The organism is Myxosarcina sp. GI1 (assembly GCF_000756305.1).
Taxonomy (GTDB): Bacteria; Cyanobacteriota; Cyanobacteriia; order Cyanobacteriales; family Xenococcaceae; genus Myxosarcina.
Genome location: NZ_JRFE01000026.1, coordinates 171,728 through 195,608 on the forward strand (window position 1 = coordinate 171,728; position 23,881 = coordinate 195,608).

The following is a 23,881-nucleotide window of genomic DNA, read 5'->3' on the forward strand; positions in this document are numbered from 1 at the left end:
ATTGTTCTTATTTTTTAAACTGACTCAATATGACACAAGACGAAGTTCAATCTTTGCTCCAACCCTTTCAGCGTTTTGGAGTGCATTTGGGGTTAAAACGAATTGAAAAATTATTAGCTAACTTGGAAAATCCCGAACGCCAAGTTCCTATTATTCACGTTGGCGGAACAAATGGCAAAGGTTCGGTATGCGCTTATTTATCTTCAATTTTGACCGAGGCAGGTTTTCGAGTCGGACGCTATACATCGCCGCATCTTGTTGATTGGACAGAAAGAATCTATCTTAACGAAAATAAGATTAGCCAAGGGGATTTAGTTGCTATCTTACAAGATGTACGAGCCGCAATTGCTCCAGATACTGAAAGTCCCACGCAGTTCGAGGTCATTACCGCAGCAGCCTGGCTTTATTTTGCCAGGACACAAGTAGATATAGCAATTATGGAGGTGGGGTTGGGAGGTCGATTGGATGCTACTAATACTGGCGATCGCTCTTTAGTCAGTGTTATTACCTCAATTAGTAAAGAACACTGGCAGCGGTTGGGTCCTACTGTAGCCGATATTGCCAGAGAAAAAGCAGGTATCTTAAAAGCTAACTGTCCTGCGGTAATAGGTAGACTACCTACCGCAGCCAAAACCGTAGTTGCCGCCAGAATTGCCGAACTAAATTGTCCCGCAGTTTGGGTAGAACCCGCCACAGAATTAAAGTTTGCTAGCTCTCGCTGGGCAAAGTACGAAGATCTTGAATATCCTCTGCCTTTACTAGGAGAAGTACAGTTAAATAATTCAGCTATAGCGATCGCTACTATTAAAGTTTTACAGCATCAGGGTTGGAGTATTTCCAAACTGGCAATTCAAACAGGAATGCGAAAAACTCGCTGGCAAGGCAGACTGCAATGGACGACTTACCACGATCGCCCGTTGCTAATTGACGGCGCACACAATCCAGAAGCGGCGATCGCTTTACGTAAATACATAGATACTTTTAATAAACCCGTAATTTGGGTCATGGGTATGCTGTCTACTAAAGATCATCAAGATATCTTGGAGATTTTGCTCAAACCCCAAGACGAACTGCATCTGGTTCCAGTTCCCGACCATAGTAGTGCCAACCCTCAAGATTTAGCAGCTTTGGCAGGGCAAGTTTGTCCTCAACTTAGTAGTTGTAAAACTTATGCTGGAGTGTTCTATGCCTTAGATGCCGTTTGGCAAAATAATAGTAATGTTTTAGTAGTGCTGTGCGGTTCTCTGTATTTAGTAGGTCACTTCTTAGGCAAGCAAAATGATGTTAAGTAGAGGGACTAAATTAAAGTTAAATGTGAAGGATAGGAAACAGGAGATAGGAGTAACAAAGATTTTGAGTGATTTGCTAACTCTTAATTATTTTGTATTTAATTCTGTATACCTACTTATTAACCAGCTTTAAGCTTTGAGATCTATATATAATAGAGGTCATCAAACAGTCGCAACCGCAATTAATATTTTAGTATTTTTTTTAGTATGACTAACTGGTTAGCTTGTGGTTCTCCCACTTTTTTAGTCGGAACTCTATTAGGTGCGATCGCCCTATTTACAGCACCAGCTAAAGCCGAACCAAAACTATATAGTCCTGTTGGCATTAGTTCGGAACAAACTATATCTGACAATTTGACCGAGGAAGATATTCCCACAGGAGAAGGGGGGTTTGCTCGCGACTATTTTGTTAGACTACAAAACGGCGATCAAATAGCCATCGATCTTACTTCAGACAATTTTGATACGATGGTGGTCTTAATTGGTGCTGACGGCTCGAAAGTGGCTGAAAACGATGATGGACCAGACGGTACTACTAATTCGCTACTTTTTTCCAGAATTACCGAAACGGGAAAGTATATCGTTCGCGTACGAGCTTTTGGAGATACTAGTGGGGGCAAGTTTACCCTCAAGTTAACTCGCTTAAAACCCGCATCAAAATGACAATAATTTTAACCCTGGCATTCCTAATAATATTTAGATCGATAATTTTTTTGACAATATAATCAACTATGAGAAAGCGATCGCTACGCGACTACGACTCTACAGAAACTCTCAATGTTTGGCAGTCTTTTACCGACTTAATGGCTAATGCTTTCTTAATTATTAGCCTATTTTTATTATTAGCCCTGTTTAAATCTTTGTTTCTCAAATATACTGCTGATGAAACCGCAGTCAGTCTTAGCGAAACCGAACGGCGAGTTAGACTCTTGCAAAGAGAAATTGCTGCTTTAGAAAACGAATTGGGAGAAAGTACCGACGAAATAAGACAATTACAAAGAGGCTCTGCACGACTGAAAACTTTGTTGAACAAAAGTAACAGTCGCATCGAAAACCGCGAAGCCGAAATAGAGAGTTTGGAATCTAAAATCTCACGATTGACATCTGCACCGCCTGTGGTTGTGATCCAAGACTCTGGAGAATATCAGTTCAATTCTGGAAGTGCGGAATTGCCATCAGAGTTACAAGACTATATTATTTCCGATTTGGTCGATCGCATCGAACAAATCAGCAAGCAAAGGAACCTTTACGTGGTAGAAATAATCGGGCATACTGATGGACAAGTTAATGCCGTAGGCTCTAGTAATTTAGATCGAGAATTAGAAGCAGTTGCTAACGGTCAAAAGCAAGTAAGCAGTCTCAATCCTGGTTCTAATGCCGATTTAGGATTAATGAGAGCGTTAGAAGTAGTCAAACAACTAAAGGCAGTTCAAAGAGAAACGGGACGATTAGAAGGAGTAGAATTTCGCGCCTATTCTGCCGCACAGCTACTCTTCCCATCAGGAGATTTTGCCGACTCAAGTCGCGAACCCAATCCCAGCCGTAGGCGAATCGAAATACGTTTTTCTCCTTTGGGTAGAGCAGAAACCGTCAGGCAACAGTAACTATGCTGCCTGACTGCCTGACACATCTTTGTCAAACTTATATTTTTCGTAGAAATACAATTTTACTAGTACTATAAATCAATGCTTTCAAGCGATCGCATTATCCGAAAATACAATTTTTCCAGAAAAAGTAAAATCTATATAGGGCAAAGCTTTGAGGCACTTATGTCAGGCAGTCAGCTATGCTGCTTTCGTATTTAAATTGAATTAGCTTTAATCCTACTAACAACTAATCACTACAATTGACAATAAAAACAATAATGAGTGTTAATTGGTAACTGCTCATTGCTCATTGCTCATTKTATTGCGATCGAATTGTCTAACATCTTTAAGTGCTGAAGCAGTGCTGTTGTTTAAATCTTTAATTACGCTGAAGCTACCGTCAGTTTCTAATACAACCGCGTCCGCATCTTCGATCGCACCAATGCCGTTAGCACGCAATGCAGCTAAGACTTCACCTTCGGCTACACGTTGTTTTTTGAGTACATCATGTTTTAGTTTTCCTCGATAGAGTAACAATGATGGTTCGGATTTAATTAATTTCTGCACCCAGGAAGAACGCACCGAAATCCAGGTAATAATATATTGAAACAGTACTAACATTGCAAAACCAAGTATTCCCTTACCAAAGGTATTCTTAGTCGTTAACAAAATACTTGCCAGTATCGAACCAAAAGCAATAGTAACTACGAAGTCAAAAGAGTTCCATTTTGATAGGGTGCGTTTGCCAGATAAGCGCAGAATAAAAATTATGGCAATATAGGCAATAGTTCCTAAAATAATTGTGTTGAGAAACGGATTAAACGGAGAAAACATAATTTATTTAAATTTATTGTTTATTAATAAATCTTTGACACTACAAAACTTTTATTTTTTTAGTTATTTTAATTTGGTTTGTGTATTTTAAGCAATATACAGCACTATTCAATTGCGTATGACGCACCTCGGCAAATTTGGCATTAGGCTCTGTGTGTTTCAATGATTATAATTTAAGTTAATTTGTACCAAATTGATGTGAAAACTGCTGTAAATATATTTATATTAAAATTTACAGCTTGTTAGCTTTTAAGGAGTACGTAGCTTTTTAAAGTAAACTTTATTTTTTTTTGCAAGCTATGTTTAATACTTAAATATTTTTTTAAGTAATTTATCTATCTTAGGTCTGGTTATATTGACCGACGGTCAGACATTATCAAATTGTGGCAATCGAAATTATAAAATACGTAAGTTCGATGCAAAAATTAAGATTTAATTGAGGTTGGGCAACAAGGAAATGAAAAAAAAAGAAAAGGCTGAAGTTTAGTCTTTTTACCTCTTGTATCTTGCAAATTAGGATTAAAAAAAATTCGATACTTTAGAGAAAGTAGCTGCTGTTTTGGTAAACGAGTAGATTAGCTCGTTTCAATTACGAACGTTGTTGAATTGATTTTAAAACTGGTTTTGGTATTTTCTGCTTTGGCGAGCGCGAAGCGGATGACGGGCGACCTGTGCACGCCAGACGCGCCCTCTCCTTCGGACTTATCGTGCAGAGCGTGCTGGCTTTGTTAATCGCTAACTATTGCTAAATAATCTTGTTTGTAAAGTTTCTTGTGCAAATAAACTAAATAATACTAATATTTATTAAGGTTTATCAAAAAAGAGGATTTAAAATTATGCCGTATACTAGGGAAGACGGGGGAAGACTAAATAACTACGCCAGAGAACCCAAAATGTATCAGGCTGAAGAACCAACTAAAAATGAAAAGCGCAACTACCTTATTTTTGGCGTAATAGCGTTTTTATTTGTTAGCGGTATTTTAGCAGTTGCTTTTTATGCCTCCAGTGCAGGCTAAATCGCAAAACGATAACAGTTATTTATAACTTTCCCCCCGTGTTGAACTGTATGTTAGCACGGGGTAATTTTATGTGGTTGAAGCAGAAAAACCAAAACTCTGTTATCTCTTCGTTGTCTCGTGAGACAATAAAACAGCAAAAATCAACTTTAAAAACAGTGTTCGAGATGTTTAAATCAATAGTTGCTAGTTTGGTAATGGCGATCGCTCTCCTTCTGACAAGCTGTGCAACGGGAGTGAGCGGACTTCAGAGTTATGTTAACACGGCAAAAGGATATGAATTTCTCTATCCAAATGGTTGGATTGCCGTTAATATACCGAAAAATTCAGAAGGTGAAGGAGTAGATGTGGTATTTCGCGACTTGGTAGAGAGAACTGAAAACCTTAGCGTAATTGTTAGTAGCGTTCCCGAAGATAAAAGTCTAAAAGATTTAGGTAGTCCTACAGATGTAGGCTATCGTTTTCTCAAACTAATCAATGACAACCCCAACTCAGAGCGAGAAGCGGAATTTATCAGGGCAGAATCGCGAGAGGGTACGGATAAAACTTATTACTTATTAGAATACGAAGTAGATTTACCCGACCAGTCTTCAAGACATAACATAGCTAGCGTAGCAGTCAGCCGTGGCAAACTGTTTACTTTTAATCTTTCTACTCCCGAAGAGCGTTGGGATAAGGTTAAAGATTCTTTTGAAATAGCTGCCAAATCTTTTAGCGTCCGATAGCAACAAAAAAATTTAAAACTTAAATTAAGTCTATCGTAATGAGCTTACCAGATTTTATTTTAGCTTCAGCTTCTCCCGCTCGGCGCAAGCTACTACAAATGGTAGGAATCGATCCCGTTGTTTGTCCTAGTAACTTTGACGAATCGAAAATAGAATTGTCCGATGCTGCCGAACTAGTGCAAACTCTAGCAAAATCAAAAGCAGAGTCAGTCAAAGAGCGATTTACAGACGGGTTAATTTTGGGTTGCGATTCGGTTTTAACGGTCGATGGTCAAATCTATGGCAAACCAGAATCATCCCAGGTTGCTATTACCCGTTGGCAGCAAATGCGAGGCAACATCGGAATTTTATATACAGGTCACGTACTAATAGACCTCCAACAGCAGCAACAGTTAATGCGCTGTGGCGTGACTAAAGTTTATTTTGCCAATATTAGCGATCGCACTATTGCCAATTATGTAGCGACTGGCGAACCTTTAAAATGCGCTGGTAGTTTTGCCCTTGAAGGGAAAGGGGGTTTATTTGTTAGCAAAATTGAGGGTTGTCATAGCAATGTAATTGGTTTAAGTTTGCCATTACTACAACAGATGCTCGAAGAGTTGGGCTACAATATCACCAGCTTTTGGGTACAACCGACAAATGAGGCAACTTTATGACGGCAATCGAACAGTTTCGAGCCAAGCTTGCTGCTGGAGAAATTAACGAAGCTCTAACTTTAGCAATGAGTGAAGCGATGGAGTTAAAAGTTACTACCTGGGTAGCTAGTAGTACTAACCCAAATTCACTGCATGAATCTCGGTCTGGTTATCGTTGGCAAACGCGGATCGATATTGTCAATGGCGAAGTAGAAAACGAAATTGGCAGCGAGTTTATCAAAAATCCTGCTTATAGCGTACTACAAAAGCTTCATTTGGAACAGGTACAGCAGGGAAGAGAATTTTTAATCGCCAATCTTGAAACTTTGCAGGCAATGTTGGCTATTTGTAGTAATACTTTGACTGCATCTTCAGCGCGATCGCCACAAGATACTATAAACTCGCTATCGTCTGCTGAATAAACCAGTTGCAATTTATTTATCGATCGCTGTTTACCAAAAATATCTAATGACACGGGAAGATTTTAAACGAGCCATAAAAGCAGGTAAACTTTCTGAAGCCTTGTTACTAGCTATAAGTCAAGCACCAGAACTACGTATAACTACCTGGATTGCTTCTCCCGAAACGCCTACGGGTGAAGAAAAAATTGAAATCGATCGCAGTTTGTACACTCAGATAAATTTAGTAACGGGAGAAATTAACAACGTTATTGGAGAACGGCAGATAAGCGAACGACATCCAGAAATCGAGCGAGTTCATTTTGATGAGGTAAAACGCGCTGGTAATACTATTCAAGAAAATTTGGCAACAGTGCAAAAAATGTTGCATTCTCTAGCAGCTTTTCAACAACAATCACTGCCAACAAACGAGCGAAATTTAGCAGCATCTCCTGCCAACGAAGATAGTAATATCGAACAACCAGAAACAGCAGTTTCAGAAATTACTGAAGCTCAAACCAATAGCATCATCTCTGAATATGACGAAGTGGAGTCGGTGGTAGACGATATGTTATCTTTAGCTGACATAGATCCCGAAGAGGCGGTTATAGATGAAACCAGACCAGCTAAATTAGAGGATGAAGATTGGGGAGATTGGCTAGAAGATGAAGCAAACAGCGATCGCCAAGAAACTAAAGAAAATCCTGAAAATTGGCAATAATAAATCTCTACAGCCATCGGCGATTGCTTCTTTGCTGGCTAATTTGTCTTCAGTAGAAATAAGTACGGCGATAGTAGATGAAATTAGTGGCGACGAGGTGTTTGTTCCCTGGCAGGCATATCGAGACATTTATGAAATTTCTCGTTTCACTTTAGCAAGTACGGCAACTCATTTGTCATTATACGATCGCTTTTTAGAACTTCGCAGAGAGTTAGAATTAGCTTATGCACTGTTACTAGTCGATCCTGCTTCGCGACTATACAATCGTGCCGCAGTCAGAGAAGTTAAACAATACCTAACTCAACTAACCAGTAAAAATGTTAGAGACTGGGAAAATATCCCCAGCAAACTACCAAATCCCCTGTTGATTACTAAAACCAATCGTTTGTTAAAAGATCGCAGTTTTCTCCAGACCTTGGGTCAACTATACCAGGCAAAACTCAATTTAGAGCGTCGCGATCGCTTTTTAAAAGACAATTCTTCATCAGGCGAAATCGTCAACACCGTTTATGCACGAACCTTAATTCAATTAAATGGTGAAATCGTCAACCGTTACGATAAAGCAATTTTTGCAGCGAGCGATCGTGAAAATCTACTCGAACTACACCAGCAGTCAGTTATGGCAGGACAACAACAATGGCGCGAATTATTAATCTTTATTGCTAGTCTTTGCCGTTAGAAAACTCTACAGATAGTTGCTCGAATAATTGAATAGTGTAAATAAAACAAAATTTACAGAAATAAATTTAGCAATCTCTCCTAAATATTAATAACGAAAAACCACAAACAGATATTTATAGGAGCAGAAAGCAAATGATTGATTGTAAAATTTTCGATTTGGGAGATGTTACGCTCCAGTCGGGTGCAACTTTAAGAGATGCCAAACTCGCTTACAAAACCTATGGTACGCTCAACGCCGATAAAAGTAATGTTATTGTTTATCCAACCTGGTATTCAGGACAGCACTACGACAACGAATGGCTCATTGGTGAGGGAATGGCACTCGATCCGCAAAAATATTTTATTATCATTCCTAATATGTTTGGTAATGGTTTGTCTTCTTCGCCAAGTAATACTCCTCCTCCATACAACCAGGCTAGATTTCCTCACGTAACTTTTTACGATAACGTTGCCGTACAACATCGATTGATTACGGAAAAGTTCGGCATCGAAAAAATTGCTTTGGTTATTGGCTGGTCGATGGGAGCGGGTCAAACTTATCAATGGGGAGTCAGCTATCCAGAAATGGTCGAGCGAATTTTTCCTTTTTGTGGCTCTGCTAAAACCAGCCTGCACAATATCGTGTTTTTAGAAGGAGTAAAAGTTGCCATTCAAACAGATGAAGCCTGGCAAGGAGGATGGTATAAAGAACAGCCAAATAAAGGACTCAGAGCTGTTGGTCGAGTATATGCGGGTTGGGGACTATCTCAGGCTTTCTACCGCGAACGACTATATCTTCAGCAAGGCTATTCTTCACTAGAAGATTTCTTAGTCGCTTTCTGGGAAGGTTTTTTTCTGCGTAAAGATGCTAACAACTTACTGGCAATGCTATGGACTTGGCAAAATGGAAACATAGGCAATACGCCAGGGTTTGACGGTAATTTTGAAAAGGCATTAACTGCTATTAAAGCTAAAGCAATTGTCATGCCAGGAGAGACAGATCTTTATTTTCCTCCAGAAGATAATGAGTATGAAGTAGAATATATGCCCAATGCTGAATTTATAGTTATTCCTTCAGTTTGGGGTCATTTTGCAGGAGGTGGCATTAATCCTGTGGACACTCAGTTTATCGATCGCCATATTAAAGAATTGCTCGATAGCAAAGTATAATTATTGAGCTAAAGGTAAAATTAAACCAATAATATTTTCTTCGATCTTTGATTATTAAAATATTATTGCTGTTTGTTTATACTTTAATTAACGGTTGGAGTATAATTTGTTGATGTAATGCAAAAAGCTCTGACCGATATAAATATTTTCTGAATGTAAACATATTCTGTGGCTCGAATACATTCTGACTCTTTGATTCATATTGACGAACGCAAACTCAATTACGAAAAAACTATTATCTATCGAGTTCGTTTCGATCTCAATGGCGATAAGCTAAAAGCAATTATTAACGCTAAAGAAAACAATTGTAATATTTGTTTTTCTGATAAAACTATAACCAAACTACGTTATTATGCTTTAGTCGAATATAAATATAAGCGATCGCCTTTAATTTTTATTACTAAATATCAAAATACAAAAGCTGATTATACAATCAAAACTTCTATTTTAAGAGATGGCAAAATATATCAAGAAATAGAAAAAATAATAATTGTAGATTCTCAATTATTTTCTTATATAATTAGTACTCATCATTGGCTGATTTCACAGATACTAGTTAGTCTTAAATTAAAATCAACAAGTTATTCTAAATATCTATTACCAGCTATATTTTTTTTGGTTATAGTTTTTGTGTTGCTGCTAATTTTGTTCTTGCCTATAACTAACTCTTTTGACATAATCTTAACTGTCTTTGGTGCGGTTTTATTACTGGCGATCGCCAACTTTATCTACAAACACAAACTATCTGCTTGGATTCTATATCAGTTAGCGGAAGGTTTTTTTGCCCAAGGTTTACTAACTAAAAAAATTGGCATCGAGCTATTAAACATAATTAACAACAATGAGCAATGAGCAGTGAGCAAATATCAGCGATTGGTAAAAATTATTCATTATTAATTTAAGACCTGTTTGATGTTAAACGACCGTGCGCTCATTAATAAAAACTGTAACTAACTTTTGATCTAGCAAGCTCAACAACAGAGTAGTTACCGAAGTACATAGATGAGGTTATCCGCATACTAGATTTAGTCTTTAATTTGCCAAGATTAAAGCAGTTAGTCATAAATCGAGCAAACTATTCAACCATGAACTTTTCTCTGACTTCTCTTTACAAATGGTATCGTAACGCTATACGTCACCCAAAGTATCGCTGGTGGGTAATTATTGGTACAATAGTCTACTTAATTAGTCCTCTAGACATTTCTCCAGATTTTCTACCTATTGCAGGACAAATAGATGACTTTATGCTGGTTAGCTTACTGGTAAAAGAACTATCGGAAGTTATATTAAATCGCTACAAACCTCAACAAGACCAAAACTCTAGTGAATCTGCAACTACAGCTAGAAAAACCGTTGATGTAGAAGCAGTGGAAACTGGAACGGTATCTAGCAATTAAAATTACGCTTATTTTTATTAATTGTAATTTAAGCGATCGCTTAGATCGAACAAAACTAGAACGTTTTAACATTGCAGGTCTTCTTGAGAAGACTTTTTTTGTTGATTTATAGGCTTTAGGAATTATAAAAATAAAAAATATTCTGGGTAGGGGAAATAGAAAAAAGATACTCTAAATTCCCTAATTTCCCATATTCCTAATTTATAAGCTTCTTATCGCTCGATAGACCGAAGACTACCAACCAGAAACAGCAAACTGAGTTGCGTTAGTGTCATTGAGATTGTCCTCAGCTTCATCATTTACACGAAATTCAGCGCAAAAAGTAGCAGTGTTAAATCCCCCAAATCTTTTAACCGTACTGCTACGCAGACGCAAATTGGGATTGACGAACCAAAACCGCTCGATAATACTCATGGTTTCGTATTCGGTAACTAAAACCAGCGCATCTTCTGCGTCCATTTCATACTCTCCAGCTACGGGGACAATTTCGGCATAGCCTCTTTCTCGTAAAAGCTTGCCTTTTCTAGGATTGTCTTTATCTGGAATTAGAGCAAATACTGTCGTTCCCTGATGGTTTTCGTTCTCGCGATCCCACGCCATTGAGCCATCCCAGCTTACAAATGCACCGCCAATCGCGCTTTGAGGATCGAAATCGTGAATTTGACAAATTTCTGCAATCTTAGGATTATCGGCAGCCAAAAATTCTACCTGAATGTCCGAATCTCCGCTTTCTGCTCTTCTAAAAGGTAAGTGATGAGTCGTTCTTTGGGAATGCCAGTTTCCAGCACTATGCTGAAAAAATTCTTTAGCGTCTTTTATAGGTTTCATTTAGCTATAAGTTAGTGTTATCGGTTCTATTATTAATATATCGATTATTTTTGCTATATCTCCCGATAGAGCCTATTTTTTACTCTATTTTTCTGAATTTTCCGCATCAAATTACACCAAAACTAAAGCTTTTTTATAAACGCTTTGTAAAGTTTTATTACTTAGATTAATTATTACTTGACAACATAGACAGATTATTATCTCAGTGCTAGATTGTTTAAAAATAGAAACGGGGTAACTCAAACATTGATGTTTTGGTTGCTTTATTTTGAAACTTGAAAGGAGTGAACAACATGAATGGATCTGGACAACTAAGCCTGGAGCAACAGTTCAAACTAAAAGTTTTGCACGAACAAGTACAAGATTTATCCAAAGAACAAGCTCAAGAATATCTAATGGAGATGTTTCGTCAAATGATGGTTAAAGATAATTTAGTCAAGCATTTGATCAAAAATGCCTAAAACCGCGTGCTCTTTTAAATCCGACCGATATATATAGCGATTGTGTAAACTGCGCGTTCGCTTCGCTCGAAGTAAGACGAATTAACTGTCTCAACAAAATTACCGAGCGGCTTTTTTTTTTGGGGAACGAAAAAGCCGCTAAAAGTTAAAAATTTTTGCCTGCTAGTTACTAGATCGAAATACTGTTGTTAACTGAAAACGTTTAATTCACTTATCAAAAGAGGCGTATAGTAATTTCGCTCTTGTCTGGCTTATGTTAAAGATTAGTTGAGTTTATCCTTAGTAAGTTAAAAGATAAAATTTTTATCTTTTAGAATAAATGGAGTAATAAGTAAATGTACTAGGGGAAAATATACTCATGGAAACTAGCAAGTTTAGTCAGGCAGCGTTATTATCGACGCGAGAGCTAGAAATCGTAGAACTAGTGGTTGCTGGCTTGAGTAATCAGAAAATTGCCGTTCGCTTAGATATTAGTAAAAGAACCGTTGACAACCACATCAGCAATATTTTAAAAAAAACCAATACCGATAACCGCGTAGAGTTAGTAAGGTGGGCTTTGCAATGGGGTAAAGTATGTATCGATGATGTTAACTGCTGTAATTTACCCGAAGACAGCAAACCCCAGGATTACAATGAAATGGTATTGTAAATTCAAAAGCAGATTGGGAAAATATCTGGCGATCGCAGTTACTTTTGCCCTTGCTAGCTGTAGCGAATCTGGTTATGTTACTCCTCCCACTCAAATTTTGAATGCCACTTTAAATACTACTGCCGCTGAAGGACACCCTCGTTTTTCCTATGATGGTCGTTACCTAGTATTTACTAGCGATCGCAGCAGTCAACGCCGAGTCTTGCTTTACGATCGCCAGCGCAATCGTTTACTCTCATTAGCAGGATTGAATCAATCGGGTAGTATGCAGTCCCAAGCCGATATTAGTGCTGATGGTCGCTATATTGTCTACGTATCGGAACAGTTAGGCAAACCAGATATCTTTGTTTACGATCGTCTCGCTCTCAATACTAAAAACATTACCAAAAATTTTGTCGGTGAAGTTCGCAACCCTACCATTAGCGGTAATGGTCGTTTCGTAGCTTTTGAGGGCGAGCATTCGGGACAGTGGGATATTCAAATTTACGACCGCGGCTTGAGTCAAGGTTTATCCTTACCTTCTAATTCTCCTGCTACTGAAAGTAATTCGCCACCAGAGTAAAAAATCGAGTATTTTCAATGCCAACCATAATTCTTAAAGACATTACAGAAACTCAAAAATTCGGTTGCTTATTGGGTAAAACGTTACCTCCTGACAGTACGATTTTATTGTCAGGAGAGCTAGGTGCTGGTAAAACTACATTAATTCAAGGAATAGCTAAAGGATTAAATATAAAAGAGGCAGTTGTCAGTCCGACTTTTACTTTAATTAACGAATATTTAGATGGACGTTTGCCACTCTATCATCTCGATTTATACCGTTTATCACCGAATCAAACTACGGCTCTTCATCCTGAAATGTACTGGGAAGGTATAGAAGTCGCTCCTGGAATTACCGCTATTGAATGGCGGCAGCGTTTATCTTATGAGCCGCCTAACTATTTAGATTTAAAATTGAGTTTTGTTGCTAATTCTACGTCTACTCGAAAAATAACTTGGCAAACAATTGGAAAAAAATTAGATTTCGATTTTGAGAACAACTTTGCCAGAGATGATCGAGCTTAACTTGAGACAAGATTGGAAAAGTTAAAAGTTAAAAGTTAAAAGTTAAAAGGTAAAAATCAAAGTAAGTTTTTAGGAGTGCGATTCAAACCACGCGCCTAAAATTAGGCTACTAACAAGTTGCGTACTAGCGACAGTATACTATTAAATTGAAAGTTTGAATTAGGCTTTAACTCTTCTGCGCGCGCTCGAGCCGATCGCCTTCTGACTTTTGCTTTCACACAAGCTTTGAGTACTTTATGTAAACAAAATTTTGTATAAAATCCAAAGCTCAGGTCAAAAAGTTCAAGCACAAAACTTTTGACTTTTGACTTAATATTTTTGACTTTGAGCGAAGCAAGATTGGTTTTTTCTTAGTCTATACCTAGCTTATTACCGCGCTTAAACTGCATATATGCAGCAAAAAATAACCCTGCTAGAGTAATAAAAATTAAACCTAGAACAATACCTAATAGTAAAGGTTCTATCACTGTTTGGCTCTCCTCAATAAATTGTTTATTTTAATATATCTTATGTTGGCAGTCTTATTTTAAGCAATGAGTGCGATCGCCATACTTAGTAGACTTATCTGAAGTGTGCGGTTATAACCTAGTTGGGTATAAAGAGCGCGACTATTACAATTTTATTAACTAAATCTGTAAAACTTAAGCTATTTTGTAAAATAAAGTAAATATAAGCAAACCTCTTTTAACATTACCGCTCTGTGGATAACCAGTTAGTCCAAGCTCCTAGTTGGCTCAACCGCTCGATTGTTGTTCTGGCGATCGCAGTGCTAATTGCCGGTATAAGTATTTTAGGAGTCTATTGGCATAAAATTTCCGATCCTTACATCCAAGAAGTCTTGGCTTTAAAAGGAAATGTCGAACGAGGTTACAAAATATTTCAAATCAACTGTGCGGGATGTCACGACATCAGAGCCAATAATAGTGTGGGACCTTGTTTGATAAATGTTTCCAAGCGTAGATCTAAAATTGGCACTATTGAACAGGTAATTAGCGGGCGCACGCCTCCGATGCCTAAGTTTCAACCGACGACTCAAGAAATGTCAGATTTACTTGAGTTTCTACAACATCTATAAATGACGCTCTTTTGGCATACAGATTGGTATAAGCTGTGGCAAAGTATGTCGAATGCAAATTTATGAATAAAAATCTTCAACTACCGCAAAAAATTATGTTGCTGGGTTCTGGCGAGCTTGGTAAAGAATTTGTTATTGCTGCCCAACGTTTGGGAAACTATACGATAGCTGTAGATAGCTATGCCAACGCTCCAGCAATGCAGGTAGCCGATGTAGCAGAAGTAATTTCCATGCTGGACGGCAACGATTTAGATAGAATCGTTAGCAAGTATCAGCCCGATTTTATCGTTCCCGAAATAGAAGCAATTAGAACTGAGAAATTAATTGAGTTCGAGCAACGGGGTATAAGCGTTATTCCTACGGCAGCAGCAACCAACTATACGATGAATCGCGATCGTATTAGAGAATTGGCAGCAAAAAAATTGGGGATTCGTACCGCTAAATACGCTTATGCCACAAACCTAGAAGAATTACAAGCGGTAAGTAATAAAATTGGCTTTCCCAATGTAATTAAGCCCGTAATGTCTTCTTCGGGAAAAGGACAGTCAATTGTCAATAGTGTTGAGGAATTAGAAACTGCCTGGAATTATGCGATCGCAGGTGCCAGAGGCGATACGCCCAAAATAATTATTGAAGAATTTATCGACTTTGAAGTTGAAATTACTTTATTAACTATCAAACAGTGGCATCAACCGACTACCTTTTGCCCTCCTATCGGACACCGACAAGAGCGAGGCGACTATCAAGAATCTTGGCAGCCAGCCAGTTTGTCTTTAGGACAACTACAGCAGGCAGAACAAATTGCGGTAAAAGTTACCGATGCTTTGGGAGGTGCGGGCATCTTTGGAGTAGAGTTTTTTGTAACCAAAGATGAAGTTATTTTTTCGGAACTTTCTCCACGTCCTCACGACACGGGAATGGTGACATTAATCTCGCAAAATTTAAATGAATTTGAACTGCACCTGCGGGCTATTCTCGGTTTGCCCATTCCCCAAATAGAAGTATTTTCTCCTGCTGCCAGTGCGGTAATTTTGGCAACAGAGCATTTAGATAGAGTAGTTTATGCTAACGTTGCCGAAGCATTGACCATTCCCGATACAGAAATTAGACTATTTGGCAAGCCTGATTCTCGTCCCAACCGTCGTATGGGAGTAGCCCTAGCAAAAGCTAAAACAATTGAAGCAGCTAGACAAAAAGCGACCTCCGCAGCTAGTAAAGTAGTTGTTAATTAATAGTAGTAAGACGATTGGGTTCGACAAAATTTTTTCACCGTGTTATTTAAAAAATGCCCATATTCGTCAAGATTGAAAAGGGGATCGTTGATAAACATACTTTCGATCTACACGTTCCCGCTCATAAAGATTACGTTCGACAACTAATTGCTAAAGGTCACAAAGCTAAAACTGGTTACTGGAAAGAGTTTGGTGGCGGAATGCTGATTTTTGAGGCAGCTTGTATGTCAGAAGCTAAAGCTATAGTAGAGCGCGATCCTTTAATTAAAAATGCCTGTGTCGATTACGAACTGCACGAATGGTGCATTGTGATTGAGTAGGCTTAGTAGGTAAAAACTGAATTGCTATTTTTTCTTTGCAAAGACTGTAAAAAAAGTTATCATGATAAATCGTGAGTTTTTAAGATAGCCATGAATGCCGAAGCGATAATTCGCTCAATTGAAGCGGAACATCTAAAACCAAAACTGCCTGTACTTCACGTTGGCGATAGTGTAGAAGTAGGCGTGAGAATTACCGAAGGTAACAAACAGCGGGTGCAACCTTATCGGGGTACCATAATTGCCATGCGCAATGGCGGTATCAACGAAACGATTACCGTACGCCGTATTTTTCAGGGTGTAGGGGTAGAAAGAGTATTTCTAGTCCACTCGCCAATAGTAGCCCATATTAAAGTAGAGCGTCGCGGTAAAGTGCGTCGTGCAAAACTTTATTATTTACGCGATCGCGTCGGTAAGGCTACTCGAATCAAACAGCGTTTCGACCGTCCAATAGAGAAAGATACTACAGCCAAAACTAAAACCAAAAGCAAAAAATCTCGCAAAAACAAAGAAAAAACTAGCTAATTTACGAAAAAATACTTTGGTACAGTATAATTAGGTCTAGCTGACTTTGTGGTCGGTAGAACATAAACAAATGCGTCCTTAGTTCAGTTGGTAGAACGTCGGTCTCCAAAACCGGATGTCGAGGGTTCAAGTCCTTCAGGGCGCGTTCTAACTATCACTATACCAAGAACGCGAGTAGCGCGAGCAACCTACCATCTTGCAACCTATCGGATGTTTGGTTGGCTTAAATCTGCATTGAAAACTCAAATAAATATAAACTAAGATCGATAGTATCTTGAATTTTTAAATATAATATCTATCTTTAATTTAAGATTCTAGTTAATAGTTAATAGAAAACATATATTTGCTTTTCTAAGCCAATCCTTATACTTTAAATTTTGAGGTAACAACCTTGGCAAAAAAAAACACGGCACCTCCAACTAAAAACGAATCGAAAGAAGCAGGCGGTGGTAGTAACCTCGCTCAATTTGCAGTTGAAACCAGGCAAGAGCTTAGTAAAGTAGTTTGGCCCTCTCGCCAACAGCTAATTGGTGAATCTGCTGCTGTAATTTTGATGGTGATTTTAGTATCTACATTGATCTATTTAATCAATAGTTTATTTGCTTGGGGAGCGGGAAAAATATTCTAATGAGCATGGCTACAGACAGACCGGAAGACAACGAACAGCAAGTAAATACAAAAGCTGCCAGATGGTATGCGGTTCAGGTAGCCTCTGGCTGTGAAAAGAAAGTTAAAACCGACTTGGAACAGCGTATCGACACTTTAGAAGTAGCCGACAGGATAATTCAGGTTCAGATACCTCAAACCCCTACAGTTAAAATTCGCAAAGATGGCAGTCGCTATAGTAGCGAAGAAAAAGTCTTCCCTGGATACGTTTTGATTCGCATGATCTTGGATGATGAAGCATGGCAGGTGGTAAAAAATACTCCTAATGTCATTAACTTCGTAGGTGCAGAACAAAAACGCCGTTATGGCAGAGGTAGAGGTCATGTTAAACCTTTACCCCTATCGCGTGCTGAAGTAGAGCGAATCTTCAAACAAGCCGAAGAAAGAGAAGAAGTGGTTAAGGTAGATATGGCAATTGGCGATAAAATTGCCGTACTTTCAGGACCATTTAAAGATTTTGAAGGGGAAGTAATCGAAGTAAGTCCAGAGAGAAGTAAACTTAAAGCCTTGCTCTCGATTTTTGGACGAGACACTCCTGTAGAATTGGAGTTCAATCAAATCGAAAAACAAAATTAAACGAACATGCCCAAAAAAGTAGTAGCGTTAATTAAACTAGCTTTACCAGCTGGTAAAGCCAACCCCGCACCGCCAGTAGGACCTGCGTTAGGTCAACATGGGGTAAATATTATGGCGTTTTGTAAGGAATATAATGCTAAAACTGCCGAAAAAGCGGGTTTGGTAATTCCTGTAGAAATTTCGGTATTTGAAGACCGTAGTTTTACTTTTATCCTCAAGACTCCGCCCGCATCGGTATTAATTAAAAAAGCGGCAGGAATTGAAAAAGGTGCCAGCGAACCTAACAAACAAAAAATGGCTACCATAACTAAAGACCAGCTTAAAGAGATTGCCGAAACCAAACTACCCGACTTAAATGCTAACGACATTGAAGCGGCAATGAAAATTGTCGCGGGTACGGCGAAAAATATGGGAGTAGCGATCGCCGATTAAATAGTCTATATTATTTATTGTTTATTGGGGAGAGTGAGAAAACTCGTTATTTACCCAGGGAGAAAAACATCATGGTAAAAAAACTATCTCGCCGCATGCGAGAAGCAACGGCAAAAGTAGAAGCCGACAGAGCCTATCAGCCTATAGAAGCTTTAAACTTGCTTAAAGAAACAGCAACGGCTAAATTTGACGAAACGGCTGAAGTACATATTAGATTGGGTATCGATCCTAAATATACCGATCAACAGCTTAGAACTACCGTCAGCCTGCCCAAAGGTACGGGGCAAACCGTACGTGTGGCAGTAGTAGCTCGCGGCGAACAAGTCAAAGAAGCCGAAGAAGCAGGAGCGGAAATTTTTGGTTCGGAAGAGTTAATCGAAGAAATTCAAAAAGGTATGATGGATTTCGATATTTTGATTGCTACTCCCGACATGATGCCCAAAGTCGCTAGATTGGGACGGATTTTAGGACCCAAAGGTTTGATGCCATCACCCAAAGGCGGTACGGTTGCTACCGATTTGACTAGTGCAGTTTCAGAGTTTAAAAGTGGTAAACAGGAATTTAGAGCCGATCGTTCGGGCATCGTTCATGTTATGTTTGGAAAGGCATCTTTTCCCGCCAAAGATTTGCTAGTCAATCTAAAAGCTCTGCAAGAAACTATCGATCGCAATCGTCCTTCGGGGGCAAAAGGTCGCTACTGGCGGAGCGTTTATGTTTCTGCTTCGATGGGACCTTCGATTCAGCTAGACATCAATGCGCTGCGAGACTATAGTTTTATAGAAGAAGCAGCCTGATTGACGACAAAAAAGCTCGATTTGTAAATTATTGAGGCGAGAGCAACCGACTACAAAGAAAAAATTTAAATTATAAGACGACCGATACCAAAGACAGCAGGCGCACTAACAGCTTAATATCCTGCCGAGGTAAATGTCTATCAAGTTAGCTTAAGCTTGCTCTGTTATTAGAGCAGCAACAGTAAAACTGTAGATATGACCCTTGGCAATTCAGTCAGGGGTTTTGTTATGGTCGTTAATTCTAGCTAAAGGAGGTGAAAACCAAGTGGGAAGAACCCGTGAAAATAAAGCAGCAATTGTGACCGAGCTAAAAGACGCTTTAAGTGAAGCTCAGTTAGCTTTAGTTATTGACTATCAGGGGTTATCGGTTGCCGAGATTACCGAACTGCGCTCGCGCTTGCGACAAGCAGATGGAATATGTAAGGTAACCAAAAACACTCTGATGCAGCTAGCAGTAGAAGAAGATGAAAACTGGCAGCCCATGTCCCAGTTTTTAACAGGAACTTCTGCTTTTTTGCTGGTCAAAGACGATATTGGTGGCGTAGTTAGAGCCTACCAGGGCTTTAGAAAAGACACCAAGAAAACCGAGTTTCGCGGCGGCGTAATGCAGGGTCAGGCACTCAACGAAGATCAGGTTAAGGCGATCGCCGACCTGCCATCTAAAGAGGAACTGATCGCTCAAGTCGCAGGTGCGATTAATGCTGTTGCTAGTAAACTGGCAATAGGCATCAACGAAGTACCAACATCCGTAGGTCGTGGTATCAACGAAGTGCCAAATTCTGTGGGACGTGTCGTTGCGGCGATCGCGGCAAAAGAAGAAGGCAGCGAATCATAGCTGCTGCCCAATTAAACCTTTTCGTACACTATCTTAAATCAAATATAACCAGGAGTAATACTTATGTCTGCTGCAACTGATGAAATTCTCGAAAAGCTAAAATCTTTGACTCTACTCGAAGCATCTGAGTTAGTCAAACAAATTGAAGATGCCTTTGGCGTTAGTGCTGCTGCTTCTGCCGCTCCCATGATGATGCCTGGCATGATGCCTGGCGTGCCTGGCGGTGCCGAAGCCGAACCAGAAGAAGAGAAAACTGAATTTGATGTAGTTCTCGAAGACGTACCCAAAGATAAGAAAATTGCCATTCTCAAAGTGGTACGCTCCATCACCGGTTTGGGTCTAAAAGAAGCCAAAGAAATGGTAGAGTCTACACCCAAAGCCATTAAAGAAGGCGTTCCCAAAGATGATGCTGAAAGCACACAAAAACAGTTAGAAGAAGCTGGTGCCAAAGCTAGCGTTAAGTAACTAATTACTTCAATCGATTTATGCGATTATTAGCAGACTTTAAATAGTCTGCTTTTTTTATTATTTTCTATTCCCCATTCCCTATTTTCTCGAACAGATATCTCGATCTTGGTTACAAATTAAATGCGGTTTAAAAGGCAGCATAGTTGCACAAACTCAGATAGGGACAAATAGCGCACTGTTCGAGCGAGGGAGTAGCAGTGTAGTTAGCCGAATTTATCTGTTCGACAATTGCTTCAGTTTGTTGAGCGACCGCATCTAGTGCGTCTATAGTAAAAGTATGTAAATGTTGGTGTCGCAAATAGGCAATGTGCGCCTGCGGTCGCTCTAGCGCTCTGGCATATACCCCAAGTTGAAAGCGATGCTCTAGAGGATTAATCTCGCGATCGCTTTTATAGTCTAATACCCAGTCGTGTCCGACAAGATCGACAACGCCTTCAAAGGTAATCGAGCCAATTTGCCAGCTAATATGTCGCTCTTTAGCTACTGCTGTCTGGCGAAAATAGGCGTACATTGGTAGCTGAAAAAACTGTTTGGCAATTGCTAGAGCTTCTGTTACCGAGGCGCGATCGCTAGCTGGTTCGGCAAAAGTCTGTAGCTTTTCTTCTCGAATTATATTGTGTTCCAAGGCTTTATGTACCAAAGATCCAACCTGCATTCGGCTAGCCATACCTTCACCCATACCAGGATGTCCGTTGATAAATCTTTGATAAAAACGTTGGGGACAGCGCGCGTATTCGGTTAAAGACGTAACGGGCAGCGCAGACAAATTAGCACCAGTAGAATTTAGTAGTAGGGTTGGTGAGTCTTTGGCAATAGGAGGTGTTAGGGGAATTGGCGGTAAAGCACGTTCAGCATTATATGGAATAGTTTCAATGCTAAGATTAGCAGCCGCTAAACCAGCACTCAATCTTTTTAAATCGCCTTTATCTGGTTCAGCTGCACTTAAAATGAGGTAATCTCTGGCTCTAGTTAGAGCTACATACAAAACTCGCAGTGCTTCTTCTCGTTCTCGCTGCTGCTGACAGTATTCTAACCAGGAGTAAACAACAGGTTTTTGAATTTCTCCCGTCTCGTCTTTAATTTTTGCTCCTACACCCCATTGAGAGTCGAAATATACAGCAGGGGAAATAGGATAATATTCTCTACTGAGATCGGCAACTACTACTAAAGACCACTCCAAACCTTTAGCGGCAAAAATAGTCATTAGCGAAACGGCGTTATCTGTAGCCACAGCCGAGCGAGGCATCGCCACTTCGTTATCGAACAAACTTTTTAGACGGCGCACTACACTAAAAATATCGTTAGTTCCCTGCTCTAATTCTTTGACTAACTGATAAAAGTCTTGCCAGTCTGCTTGTCGGCGTTCGGCACCAGGTAAGTTGGCAATTATCGCCGTATAGCCAGTCAGACGATCTGCTAGTTGTAACAGGCGCGAGGGAACTTCTTCATAACGTACTGCTAATAGCTGTTGCAGAGTTTTAACTGCACGCTCGACATCGCTTGTCTGGGAAGTTTTGATTTTTTCCCACCAAGTAATTGGCTTTTGTTTGGAATTAGATGTTGCTGTCTCTATCTGAAATAAAATGCGATCGCTAAGAGCAAAGAAAGGACTCCGTAACACCGCTACCAGAGCAATATCGTCTCTAGGATTGGCAAGAAATCGCAACAGCGCACCAGCATCTTTGGCTTCTCTAGTAGCTAGTAAGTTTCCACCTCCAGCAGGAGCGACGGGAATGCCTGCGGCAGCTAAAGCGTCGGCATATACTTCTAGAGGCTGCCAGGTACGAGTAAGAATGGCAATATCTTTGGGTTCGAGAGGACGTGATTTTTTAGTTTGCTTGTCGTATACTGGAGTCTCTTCGGCTAACATTTGCGCGATAGTTTCTGCTAAATAATTAGCTTCTATTCGCTGGCGTTGTGCTTTACTAATTTTTGGACTATCGGCATCTACAGCCATGACTCTGAGATAGTCGGCTGTTTCTAGTGCTGGCGGTTGACGCTTGGAGTTTAACGATTGATATTCTGCTAACAGGGGGGTAAAAATTCGATTGAGGCGATCGCACAACTGTTGATGGATACGAAAGCTTTGGCTGAGTATAACTTCACTGCCTTGGTTTTCTAGCAGGCGATCGCGAAACTGCTTGAAGACTCGTATATCGGCTCGTCTAAAACCGTAAATAGACTGTTTGATATCACCAACGATGGTTAGTTCGGTTCGTTCGGTAAGTAAAGTTAATAGTTCGGCTTGAGCGGGATTAGTATCTTGAAATTCATCGACTAAAAATACCTGCCATCTTTGCTGATAGTATTCTCTTACCCGAAGCTGTTGTAATCCCTGTAAGGCGTAAATTTCTAAATCGTTGAAGGTTAAAACTCTTGCCTGTTGCTTGCGAGTATTCAAATAATTGGTAACTTCTAAATATGCTTCATTAAGAGCGGGAAAAATAGTTTTTAACCGTTCGTCTGTCTCAGTTATTGTCAAACTAACTAACCCTTGTTGGTTAATTTCTCTAATTAAATCCCGCAAGGCTGTAAGAGCGTTTTTTACTACTGTAAAACTTTCACTTTGCCAATTTTTTTTACTACCTTTTCTCAGATCTATATTGTCAATAACCGACAGCGCATCTACAATGTTTTTCTCTGCTTCAAGATCTGCGATCGCCTCAATAACATTTTGACGAGTTGTTTCTAATTTATCTCCTTCCTTACCCTGATGCTGTTGCAAAATCCTATAACTTTCTTGCCAGACAGGATTTTGTGTCAAACTTGCTAATGTTACCTGGCGAGCTTTAATAATTATACTTTTCCAGTCTCCAATACCCCTTGCTAAAGCTTTAGTTGCCGTATAGGGATCGGCTAATAAATTACTCATAATCTCTGACATCAAAGAGTAAGGAATTAGTCGATAAAACTGTTGTGGCAATTGTACTAAAGCTGCCGTCAGGCATTCATCTAACCAAATGGTTCCTTCTAAATCTTCAAGAACTTTAAAATCTGCTGATATGCCAATAGTTTGAAAATGTTCCTGACAAATACGGCTGCAAAGAGTGTGAATCGTACTAATTGGTGCTGCTTCTAGTTCTGCCAGTATATCCAGGCGTTCTGGTAGCTGTTGCCTCACTAAGGCGCGAATACGCGATCGCAATTCTGTAGCTGCTTTTTCAGTAAAGGTAACGGCAACTATTTCTAAAGGCGATAACTGTTTTTCTCTTAAATAATACACATATCTTTCTGCCAACATGTAAGTTTTGCCCGTCCCCGCACCAGCAGTAACGACAACGCTATTAGGTGCGTAGGCAGCAGCTTGTTGTTCGGAAGTCAGTCGGTGGCTTGAAGATGGCTTCAAGCCCTGCGACTGACCGTTGGTCAGACTGGAGCGATCGCGCATTTGATACCTTGATGCAATTAAAAGTTAGCTCGATAAACCAATATAACTTTTTACCTAAGTTACTCGATTTGATATTTGTCGGTAAGTCACACCAATCTAACCAGCAACAAACTAAAATAGTGACACTCATTTGTAACTG

30 protein-coding genes, 1 tRNA gene and 1 other annotated feature are annotated in these 23,881 nt (G+C 39.5%); of the genes, 27 read left to right on the forward strand and 4 right to left on the reverse strand.

The genetic code is table 11. The features are described from left to right. Nucleotides 1–29 precede the first annotated feature (29 nt). From KV40_RS21025 to KV40_RS21035, 3 genes are all read left to right on the forward strand, one after another. Entirely contained in the window at nucleotides 30–1,292 is a 1,263-nt protein-coding gene (locus tag KV40_RS21025) for a folylpolyglutamate synthase/dihydrofolate synthase family protein (protein WP_036485709.1), read from the forward strand. 204 nt (nucleotides 1,293–1,496) lie between these two features. Further along, a complete protein-coding gene (locus KV40_RS21030; RefSeq protein ID WP_036485711.1) occupies nucleotides 1,497–1,952 on the forward strand; it encodes a PPC domain-containing protein in 456 nt (151 codons plus the stop codon). A 68-nt stretch (nucleotides 1,953–2,020) separates the two neighbouring features. Then, nucleotides 2,021–2,893 carry a flagellar motor protein gene (locus KV40_RS21035; RefSeq protein WP_036485713.1) on the forward strand — a complete coding sequence of 291 codons (873 nt, stop codon included), beginning with the start codon at nucleotides 2,021–2,023 and terminating at the stop codon, nucleotides 2,891–2,893. A 282-nt stretch (nucleotides 2,894–3,175) separates the two neighbouring features. Here KV40_RS21035 and KV40_RS21040 read toward each other — a convergent pair whose 3' ends face one another. Further along, on the reverse strand, nucleotides 3,176–3,709 hold the full coding sequence (locus KV40_RS21040) for a DUF421 domain-containing protein (RefSeq protein ID WP_036485715.1): 534 nt from the start codon (nucleotides 3,707–3,709) through the stop codon (nucleotides 3,176–3,178). Between the two features lie 836 nt (nucleotides 3,710–4,545). On the opposite strand from KV40_RS21040, the gene psb34 reads away from it, so the two are divergent. From psb34 to KV40_RS21085, 9 genes are all read left to right on the forward strand, one after another. Beyond that, nucleotides 4,546–4,725, forward strand: a complete 180-nt coding sequence (gene psb34, locus KV40_RS21045) for a photosystem II assembly protein Psb34 (RefSeq protein ID WP_036485717.1) — start codon at nucleotides 4,546–4,548, stop codon at nucleotides 4,723–4,725. 167 nt (nucleotides 4,726–4,892) lie between these two features. Then, on the forward strand, nucleotides 4,893–5,450 hold the full coding sequence (gene psbP / locus KV40_RS21050) for a photosystem II reaction center PsbP (RefSeq protein ID WP_036486023.1): 558 nt from the start codon (nucleotides 4,893–4,895) through the stop codon (nucleotides 5,448–5,450). A 38-nt stretch (nucleotides 5,451–5,488) separates the two neighbouring features. Next, on the forward strand, nucleotides 5,489–6,106 hold the full coding sequence (locus tag KV40_RS21055; RefSeq protein ID WP_036485719.1) for a nucleoside triphosphate pyrophosphatase: 618 nt from the start codon (nucleotides 5,489–5,491) through the stop codon (nucleotides 6,104–6,106). Beyond that, nucleotides 6,103–6,507 carry a hypothetical protein gene (locus KV40_RS21060; RefSeq protein WP_036485721.1) on the forward strand — a complete coding sequence of 135 codons (405 nt, stop codon included), beginning with the start codon at nucleotides 6,103–6,105 and terminating at the stop codon, nucleotides 6,505–6,507. Before KV40_RS21055 ends, KV40_RS21060 begins: the two co-directional genes overlap by 4 nt. Nucleotides 6,508–6,553: 46 nt before the next feature. Further along, the gene (locus KV40_RS32375; RefSeq protein WP_052055804.1) at nucleotides 6,554–7,204 is read left to right on the forward strand and encodes a hypothetical protein; all 651 of its coding nucleotides are present in this window, start codon (nucleotides 6,554–6,556) and stop codon (nucleotides 7,202–7,204) included. Further along, nucleotides 7,149–7,883, forward strand: a complete 735-nt coding sequence (locus KV40_RS21070; protein ID WP_036485723.1) for a hypothetical protein — start codon at nucleotides 7,149–7,151, stop codon at nucleotides 7,881–7,883. Before KV40_RS32375 ends, KV40_RS21070 begins: the two co-directional genes overlap by 56 nt. Before the next feature lie 134 nt (nucleotides 7,884–8,017). Then, nucleotides 8,018–9,034, forward strand: a complete 1,017-nt coding sequence (locus KV40_RS21075; protein WP_036485725.1) for an alpha/beta fold hydrolase — start codon at nucleotides 8,018–8,020, stop codon at nucleotides 9,032–9,034. Nucleotides 9,035–9,202: 168 nt separating this feature from the next. Continuing rightward, nucleotides 9,203–9,886 carry a hypothetical protein gene (locus KV40_RS21080; RefSeq protein ID WP_036485727.1) on the forward strand — a complete coding sequence of 228 codons (684 nt, stop codon included), beginning with the start codon at nucleotides 9,203–9,205 and terminating at the stop codon, nucleotides 9,884–9,886. 233 nt (nucleotides 9,887–10,119) lie between these two features. Continuing rightward, nucleotides 10,120–10,431, forward strand: a complete 312-nt coding sequence (locus tag KV40_RS21085) for a YkvA family protein (protein WP_036485729.1) — start codon at nucleotides 10,120–10,122, stop codon at nucleotides 10,429–10,431. Between the two features lie 234 nt (nucleotides 10,432–10,665). Here KV40_RS21085 and KV40_RS21090 read toward each other — a convergent pair whose 3' ends face one another. Next, a complete protein-coding gene (locus KV40_RS21090) occupies nucleotides 10,666–11,259 on the reverse strand; it encodes a phycobiliprotein lyase (protein ID WP_036485731.1) in 594 nt (197 codons plus the stop codon). Nucleotides 11,260–11,552: 293 nt separating this feature from the next. Between KV40_RS21090 and KV40_RS21095 the strand changes: the two genes are divergently transcribed. The 4 genes from KV40_RS21095 to tsaE all read left to right on the forward strand — a co-directional run bounded on the left by KV40_RS21095 (nucleotide 11,553) and on the right by tsaE (nucleotide 13,434). After that, on the forward strand, nucleotides 11,553–11,720 hold the full coding sequence (locus tag KV40_RS21095) for an NblA/ycf18 family protein (RefSeq protein WP_036485733.1): 168 nt from the start codon (nucleotides 11,553–11,555) through the stop codon (nucleotides 11,718–11,720). A 358-nt stretch (nucleotides 11,721–12,078) separates the two neighbouring features. Next, nucleotides 12,079–12,369, forward strand: a complete 291-nt coding sequence (locus KV40_RS21100) for a response regulator transcription factor (RefSeq protein WP_036485735.1) — start codon at nucleotides 12,079–12,081, stop codon at nucleotides 12,367–12,369. Further along, the gene (locus tag KV40_RS21105; RefSeq protein ID WP_036485737.1) at nucleotides 12,353–12,931 is read left to right on the forward strand and encodes a PD40 domain-containing protein; all 579 of its coding nucleotides are present in this window, start codon (nucleotides 12,353–12,355) and stop codon (nucleotides 12,929–12,931) included. The genes KV40_RS21100 and KV40_RS21105 overlap by 17 nt, the downstream gene beginning before the upstream one ends. A gap of 17 nt (nucleotides 12,932–12,948) precedes the next feature. Beyond that, a complete protein-coding gene (gene tsaE / locus KV40_RS21110; RefSeq protein WP_036485739.1) occupies nucleotides 12,949–13,434 on the forward strand; it encodes a tRNA (adenosine(37)-N6)-threonylcarbamoyltransferase complex ATPase subunit type 1 TsaE in 486 nt (161 codons plus the stop codon). A gap of 350 nt (nucleotides 13,435–13,784) precedes the next feature. Here tsaE and petG read toward each other — a convergent pair whose 3' ends face one another. Continuing rightward, nucleotides 13,785–13,901, reverse strand: a complete 117-nt coding sequence (gene petG / locus KV40_RS21115) for a cytochrome b6-f complex subunit V (protein ID WP_036485740.1) — start codon at nucleotides 13,899–13,901, stop codon at nucleotides 13,785–13,787. 233 nt (nucleotides 13,902–14,134) lie between these two features. Between petG and KV40_RS21120 the strand changes: the two genes are divergently transcribed. From KV40_RS21120 to rplL, 11 genes are all read left to right on the forward strand, one after another. Further along, nucleotides 14,135–14,509, forward strand: a complete 375-nt coding sequence (locus KV40_RS21120; RefSeq protein ID WP_036485742.1) for a cytochrome c — start codon at nucleotides 14,135–14,137, stop codon at nucleotides 14,507–14,509. Nucleotides 14,510–14,571: 62 nt separating this feature from the next. Continuing rightward, complete coding sequence (gene purT, locus KV40_RS21125) at nucleotides 14,572–15,741, forward strand: formate-dependent phosphoribosylglycinamide formyltransferase (RefSeq protein WP_036485744.1); 1,170 nt, start codon at nucleotides 14,572–14,574, stop codon at nucleotides 15,739–15,741. Nucleotides 15,742–15,794: 53 nt separating this feature from the next. Beyond that, entirely contained in the window at nucleotides 15,795–16,061 is a 267-nt protein-coding gene (locus KV40_RS21130) for a YciI family protein (RefSeq protein WP_036485746.1), read from the forward strand. Between the two features lie 90 nt (nucleotides 16,062–16,151). After that, on the forward strand, nucleotides 16,152–16,583 hold the full coding sequence (gene rplS, locus KV40_RS21135; protein ID WP_036485749.1) for a 50S ribosomal protein L19: 432 nt from the start codon (nucleotides 16,152–16,154) through the stop codon (nucleotides 16,581–16,583). 72 nt (nucleotides 16,584–16,655) lie between these two features. Continuing rightward, a tRNA-Trp gene (locus tag KV40_RS21140) sits at nucleotides 16,656–16,728 on the forward strand. 246 nt (nucleotides 16,729–16,974) lie between these two features. Then, entirely contained in the window at nucleotides 16,975–17,211 is a 237-nt protein-coding gene (gene secE / locus KV40_RS21145) for a preprotein translocase subunit SecE (protein ID WP_036485751.1), read from the forward strand. Continuing rightward, entirely contained in the window at nucleotides 17,211–17,825 is a 615-nt protein-coding gene (nusG, locus tag KV40_RS21150; protein WP_036485753.1) for a transcription termination/antitermination protein NusG, read from the forward strand. Before secE ends, nusG begins: the two co-directional genes overlap by 1 nt. 6 nt (nucleotides 17,826–17,831) lie before the next feature. Further along, nucleotides 17,832–18,257, forward strand: a complete 426-nt coding sequence (gene rplK / locus KV40_RS21155; RefSeq protein WP_036485755.1) for a 50S ribosomal protein L11 — start codon at nucleotides 17,832–17,834, stop codon at nucleotides 18,255–18,257. A 71-nt stretch (nucleotides 18,258–18,328) separates the two neighbouring features. Continuing rightward, on the forward strand, nucleotides 18,329–19,051 hold the full coding sequence (rplA, locus tag KV40_RS21160; RefSeq protein ID WP_036485756.1) for a 50S ribosomal protein L1: 723 nt from the start codon (nucleotides 18,329–18,331) through the stop codon (nucleotides 19,049–19,051). Nucleotides 19,052–19,120: 69 nt separating this feature from the next. Further along, nucleotides 19,121–19,287 (forward strand) — a sequence feature (ribosomal protein L10 leader region). Between the two features lie 29 nt (nucleotides 19,288–19,316). Continuing rightward, nucleotides 19,317–19,886: a 50S ribosomal protein L10 gene (rplJ, locus tag KV40_RS21165; RefSeq protein ID WP_036486027.1), complete on the forward strand. Its 570-nt coding sequence runs from the start codon at nucleotides 19,317–19,319 to the stop codon at nucleotides 19,884–19,886. Nucleotides 19,887–19,949: 63 nt separating this feature from the next. Continuing rightward, a complete protein-coding gene (gene rplL, locus KV40_RS21170) occupies nucleotides 19,950–20,351 on the forward strand; it encodes a 50S ribosomal protein L7/L12 (RefSeq protein WP_036485758.1) in 402 nt (133 codons plus the stop codon). Nucleotides 20,352–20,481: 130 nt separating this feature from the next. Here rplL and KV40_RS21175 read toward each other — a convergent pair whose 3' ends face one another. Continuing rightward, nucleotides 20,482–23,742, reverse strand: coding sequence for a UvrD-helicase domain-containing protein (locus KV40_RS21175; RefSeq protein WP_052055805.1), 3,261 nt, complete (start codon nucleotides 23,740–23,742; stop codon nucleotides 20,482–20,484). Between the last annotated feature and the right edge of the window lie 139 nt (nucleotides 23,743–23,881).

Coding starts and splice junctions, on each gene's coding strand:
- KV40_RS21025 (WP_036485709.1), top strand. CDS start 30: ATGACACAAGACGAAGTTCAATCTTTGCTCCAACCCTTTCAGCGTTTT.
- KV40_RS21095 (WP_036485733.1), top strand. CDS start 11,553: ATGAATGGATCTGGACAACTAAGCCTGGAGCAACAGTTCAAACTAAAA.
- KV40_RS21060 (WP_036485721.1), top strand. CDS start 6,103: ATGACGGCAATCGAACAGTTTCGAGCCAAGCTTGCTGCTGGAGAAATT.
- psbP (WP_036486023.1), top strand. CDS start 4,893: ATGTTTAAATCAATAGTTGCTAGTTTGGTAATGGCGATCGCTCTCCTT.
- KV40_RS21085 (WP_036485729.1), top strand. CDS start 10,120: ATGAACTTTTCTCTGACTTCTCTTTACAAATGGTATCGTAACGCTATA.
- KV40_RS21070 (WP_036485723.1), top strand. CDS start 7,149: ATGAAGCAAACAGCGATCGCCAAGAAACTAAAGAAAATCCTGAAAATT.
- rplA (WP_036485756.1), top strand. CDS start 18,329: ATGGTAAAAAAACTATCTCGCCGCATGCGAGAAGCAACGGCAAAAGTA.
- KV40_RS21030 (WP_036485711.1), top strand. CDS start 1,497: ATGACTAACTGGTTAGCTTGTGGTTCTCCCACTTTTTTAGTCGGAACT.
- rplK (WP_036485755.1), top strand. CDS start 17,832: ATGCCCAAAAAAGTAGTAGCGTTAATTAAACTAGCTTTACCAGCTGGT.
- KV40_RS21035 (WP_036485713.1), top strand. CDS start 2,021: ATGAGAAAGCGATCGCTACGCGACTACGACTCTACAGAAACTCTCAAT.
- purT (WP_036485744.1), top strand. CDS start 14,572: ATGAATAAAAATCTTCAACTACCGCAAAAAATTATGTTGCTGGGTTCT.
- KV40_RS21105 (WP_036485737.1), top strand. CDS start 12,353: ATGAAATGGTATTGTAAATTCAAAAGCAGATTGGGAAAATATCTGGCG.
- KV40_RS21175 (WP_052055805.1), bottom strand. CDS start 23,742: ATGCGCGATCGCTCCAGTCTGACCAACGGTCAGTCGCAGGGCTTGAAG.
- tsaE (WP_036485739.1), top strand. CDS start 12,949: ATGCCAACCATAATTCTTAAAGACATTACAGAAACTCAAAAATTCGGT.
- rplL (WP_036485758.1), top strand. CDS start 19,950: ATGTCTGCTGCAACTGATGAAATTCTCGAAAAGCTAAAATCTTTGACT.
- psb34 (WP_036485717.1), top strand. CDS start 4,546: ATGCCGTATACTAGGGAAGACGGGGGAAGACTAAATAACTACGCCAGA.
- KV40_RS21130 (WP_036485746.1), top strand. CDS start 15,795: ATGCCCATATTCGTCAAGATTGAAAAGGGGATCGTTGATAAACATACT.
- KV40_RS21100 (WP_036485735.1), top strand. CDS start 12,079: ATGGAAACTAGCAAGTTTAGTCAGGCAGCGTTATTATCGACGCGAGAG.
- KV40_RS32375 (WP_052055804.1), top strand. CDS start 6,554: ATGACACGGGAAGATTTTAAACGAGCCATAAAAGCAGGTAAACTTTCT.
- rplS (WP_036485749.1), top strand. CDS start 16,152: ATGAATGCCGAAGCGATAATTCGCTCAATTGAAGCGGAACATCTAAAA.
- KV40_RS21090 (WP_036485731.1), bottom strand. CDS start 11,259: ATGAAACCTATAAAAGACGCTAAAGAATTTTTTCAGCATAGTGCTGGA.
- nusG (WP_036485753.1), top strand. CDS start 17,211: ATGAGCATGGCTACAGACAGACCGGAAGACAACGAACAGCAAGTAAAT.
- KV40_RS21075 (WP_036485725.1), top strand. CDS start 8,018: ATGATTGATTGTAAAATTTTCGATTTGGGAGATGTTACGCTCCAGTCG.
- KV40_RS21055 (WP_036485719.1), top strand. CDS start 5,489: ATGAGCTTACCAGATTTTATTTTAGCTTCAGCTTCTCCCGCTCGGCGC.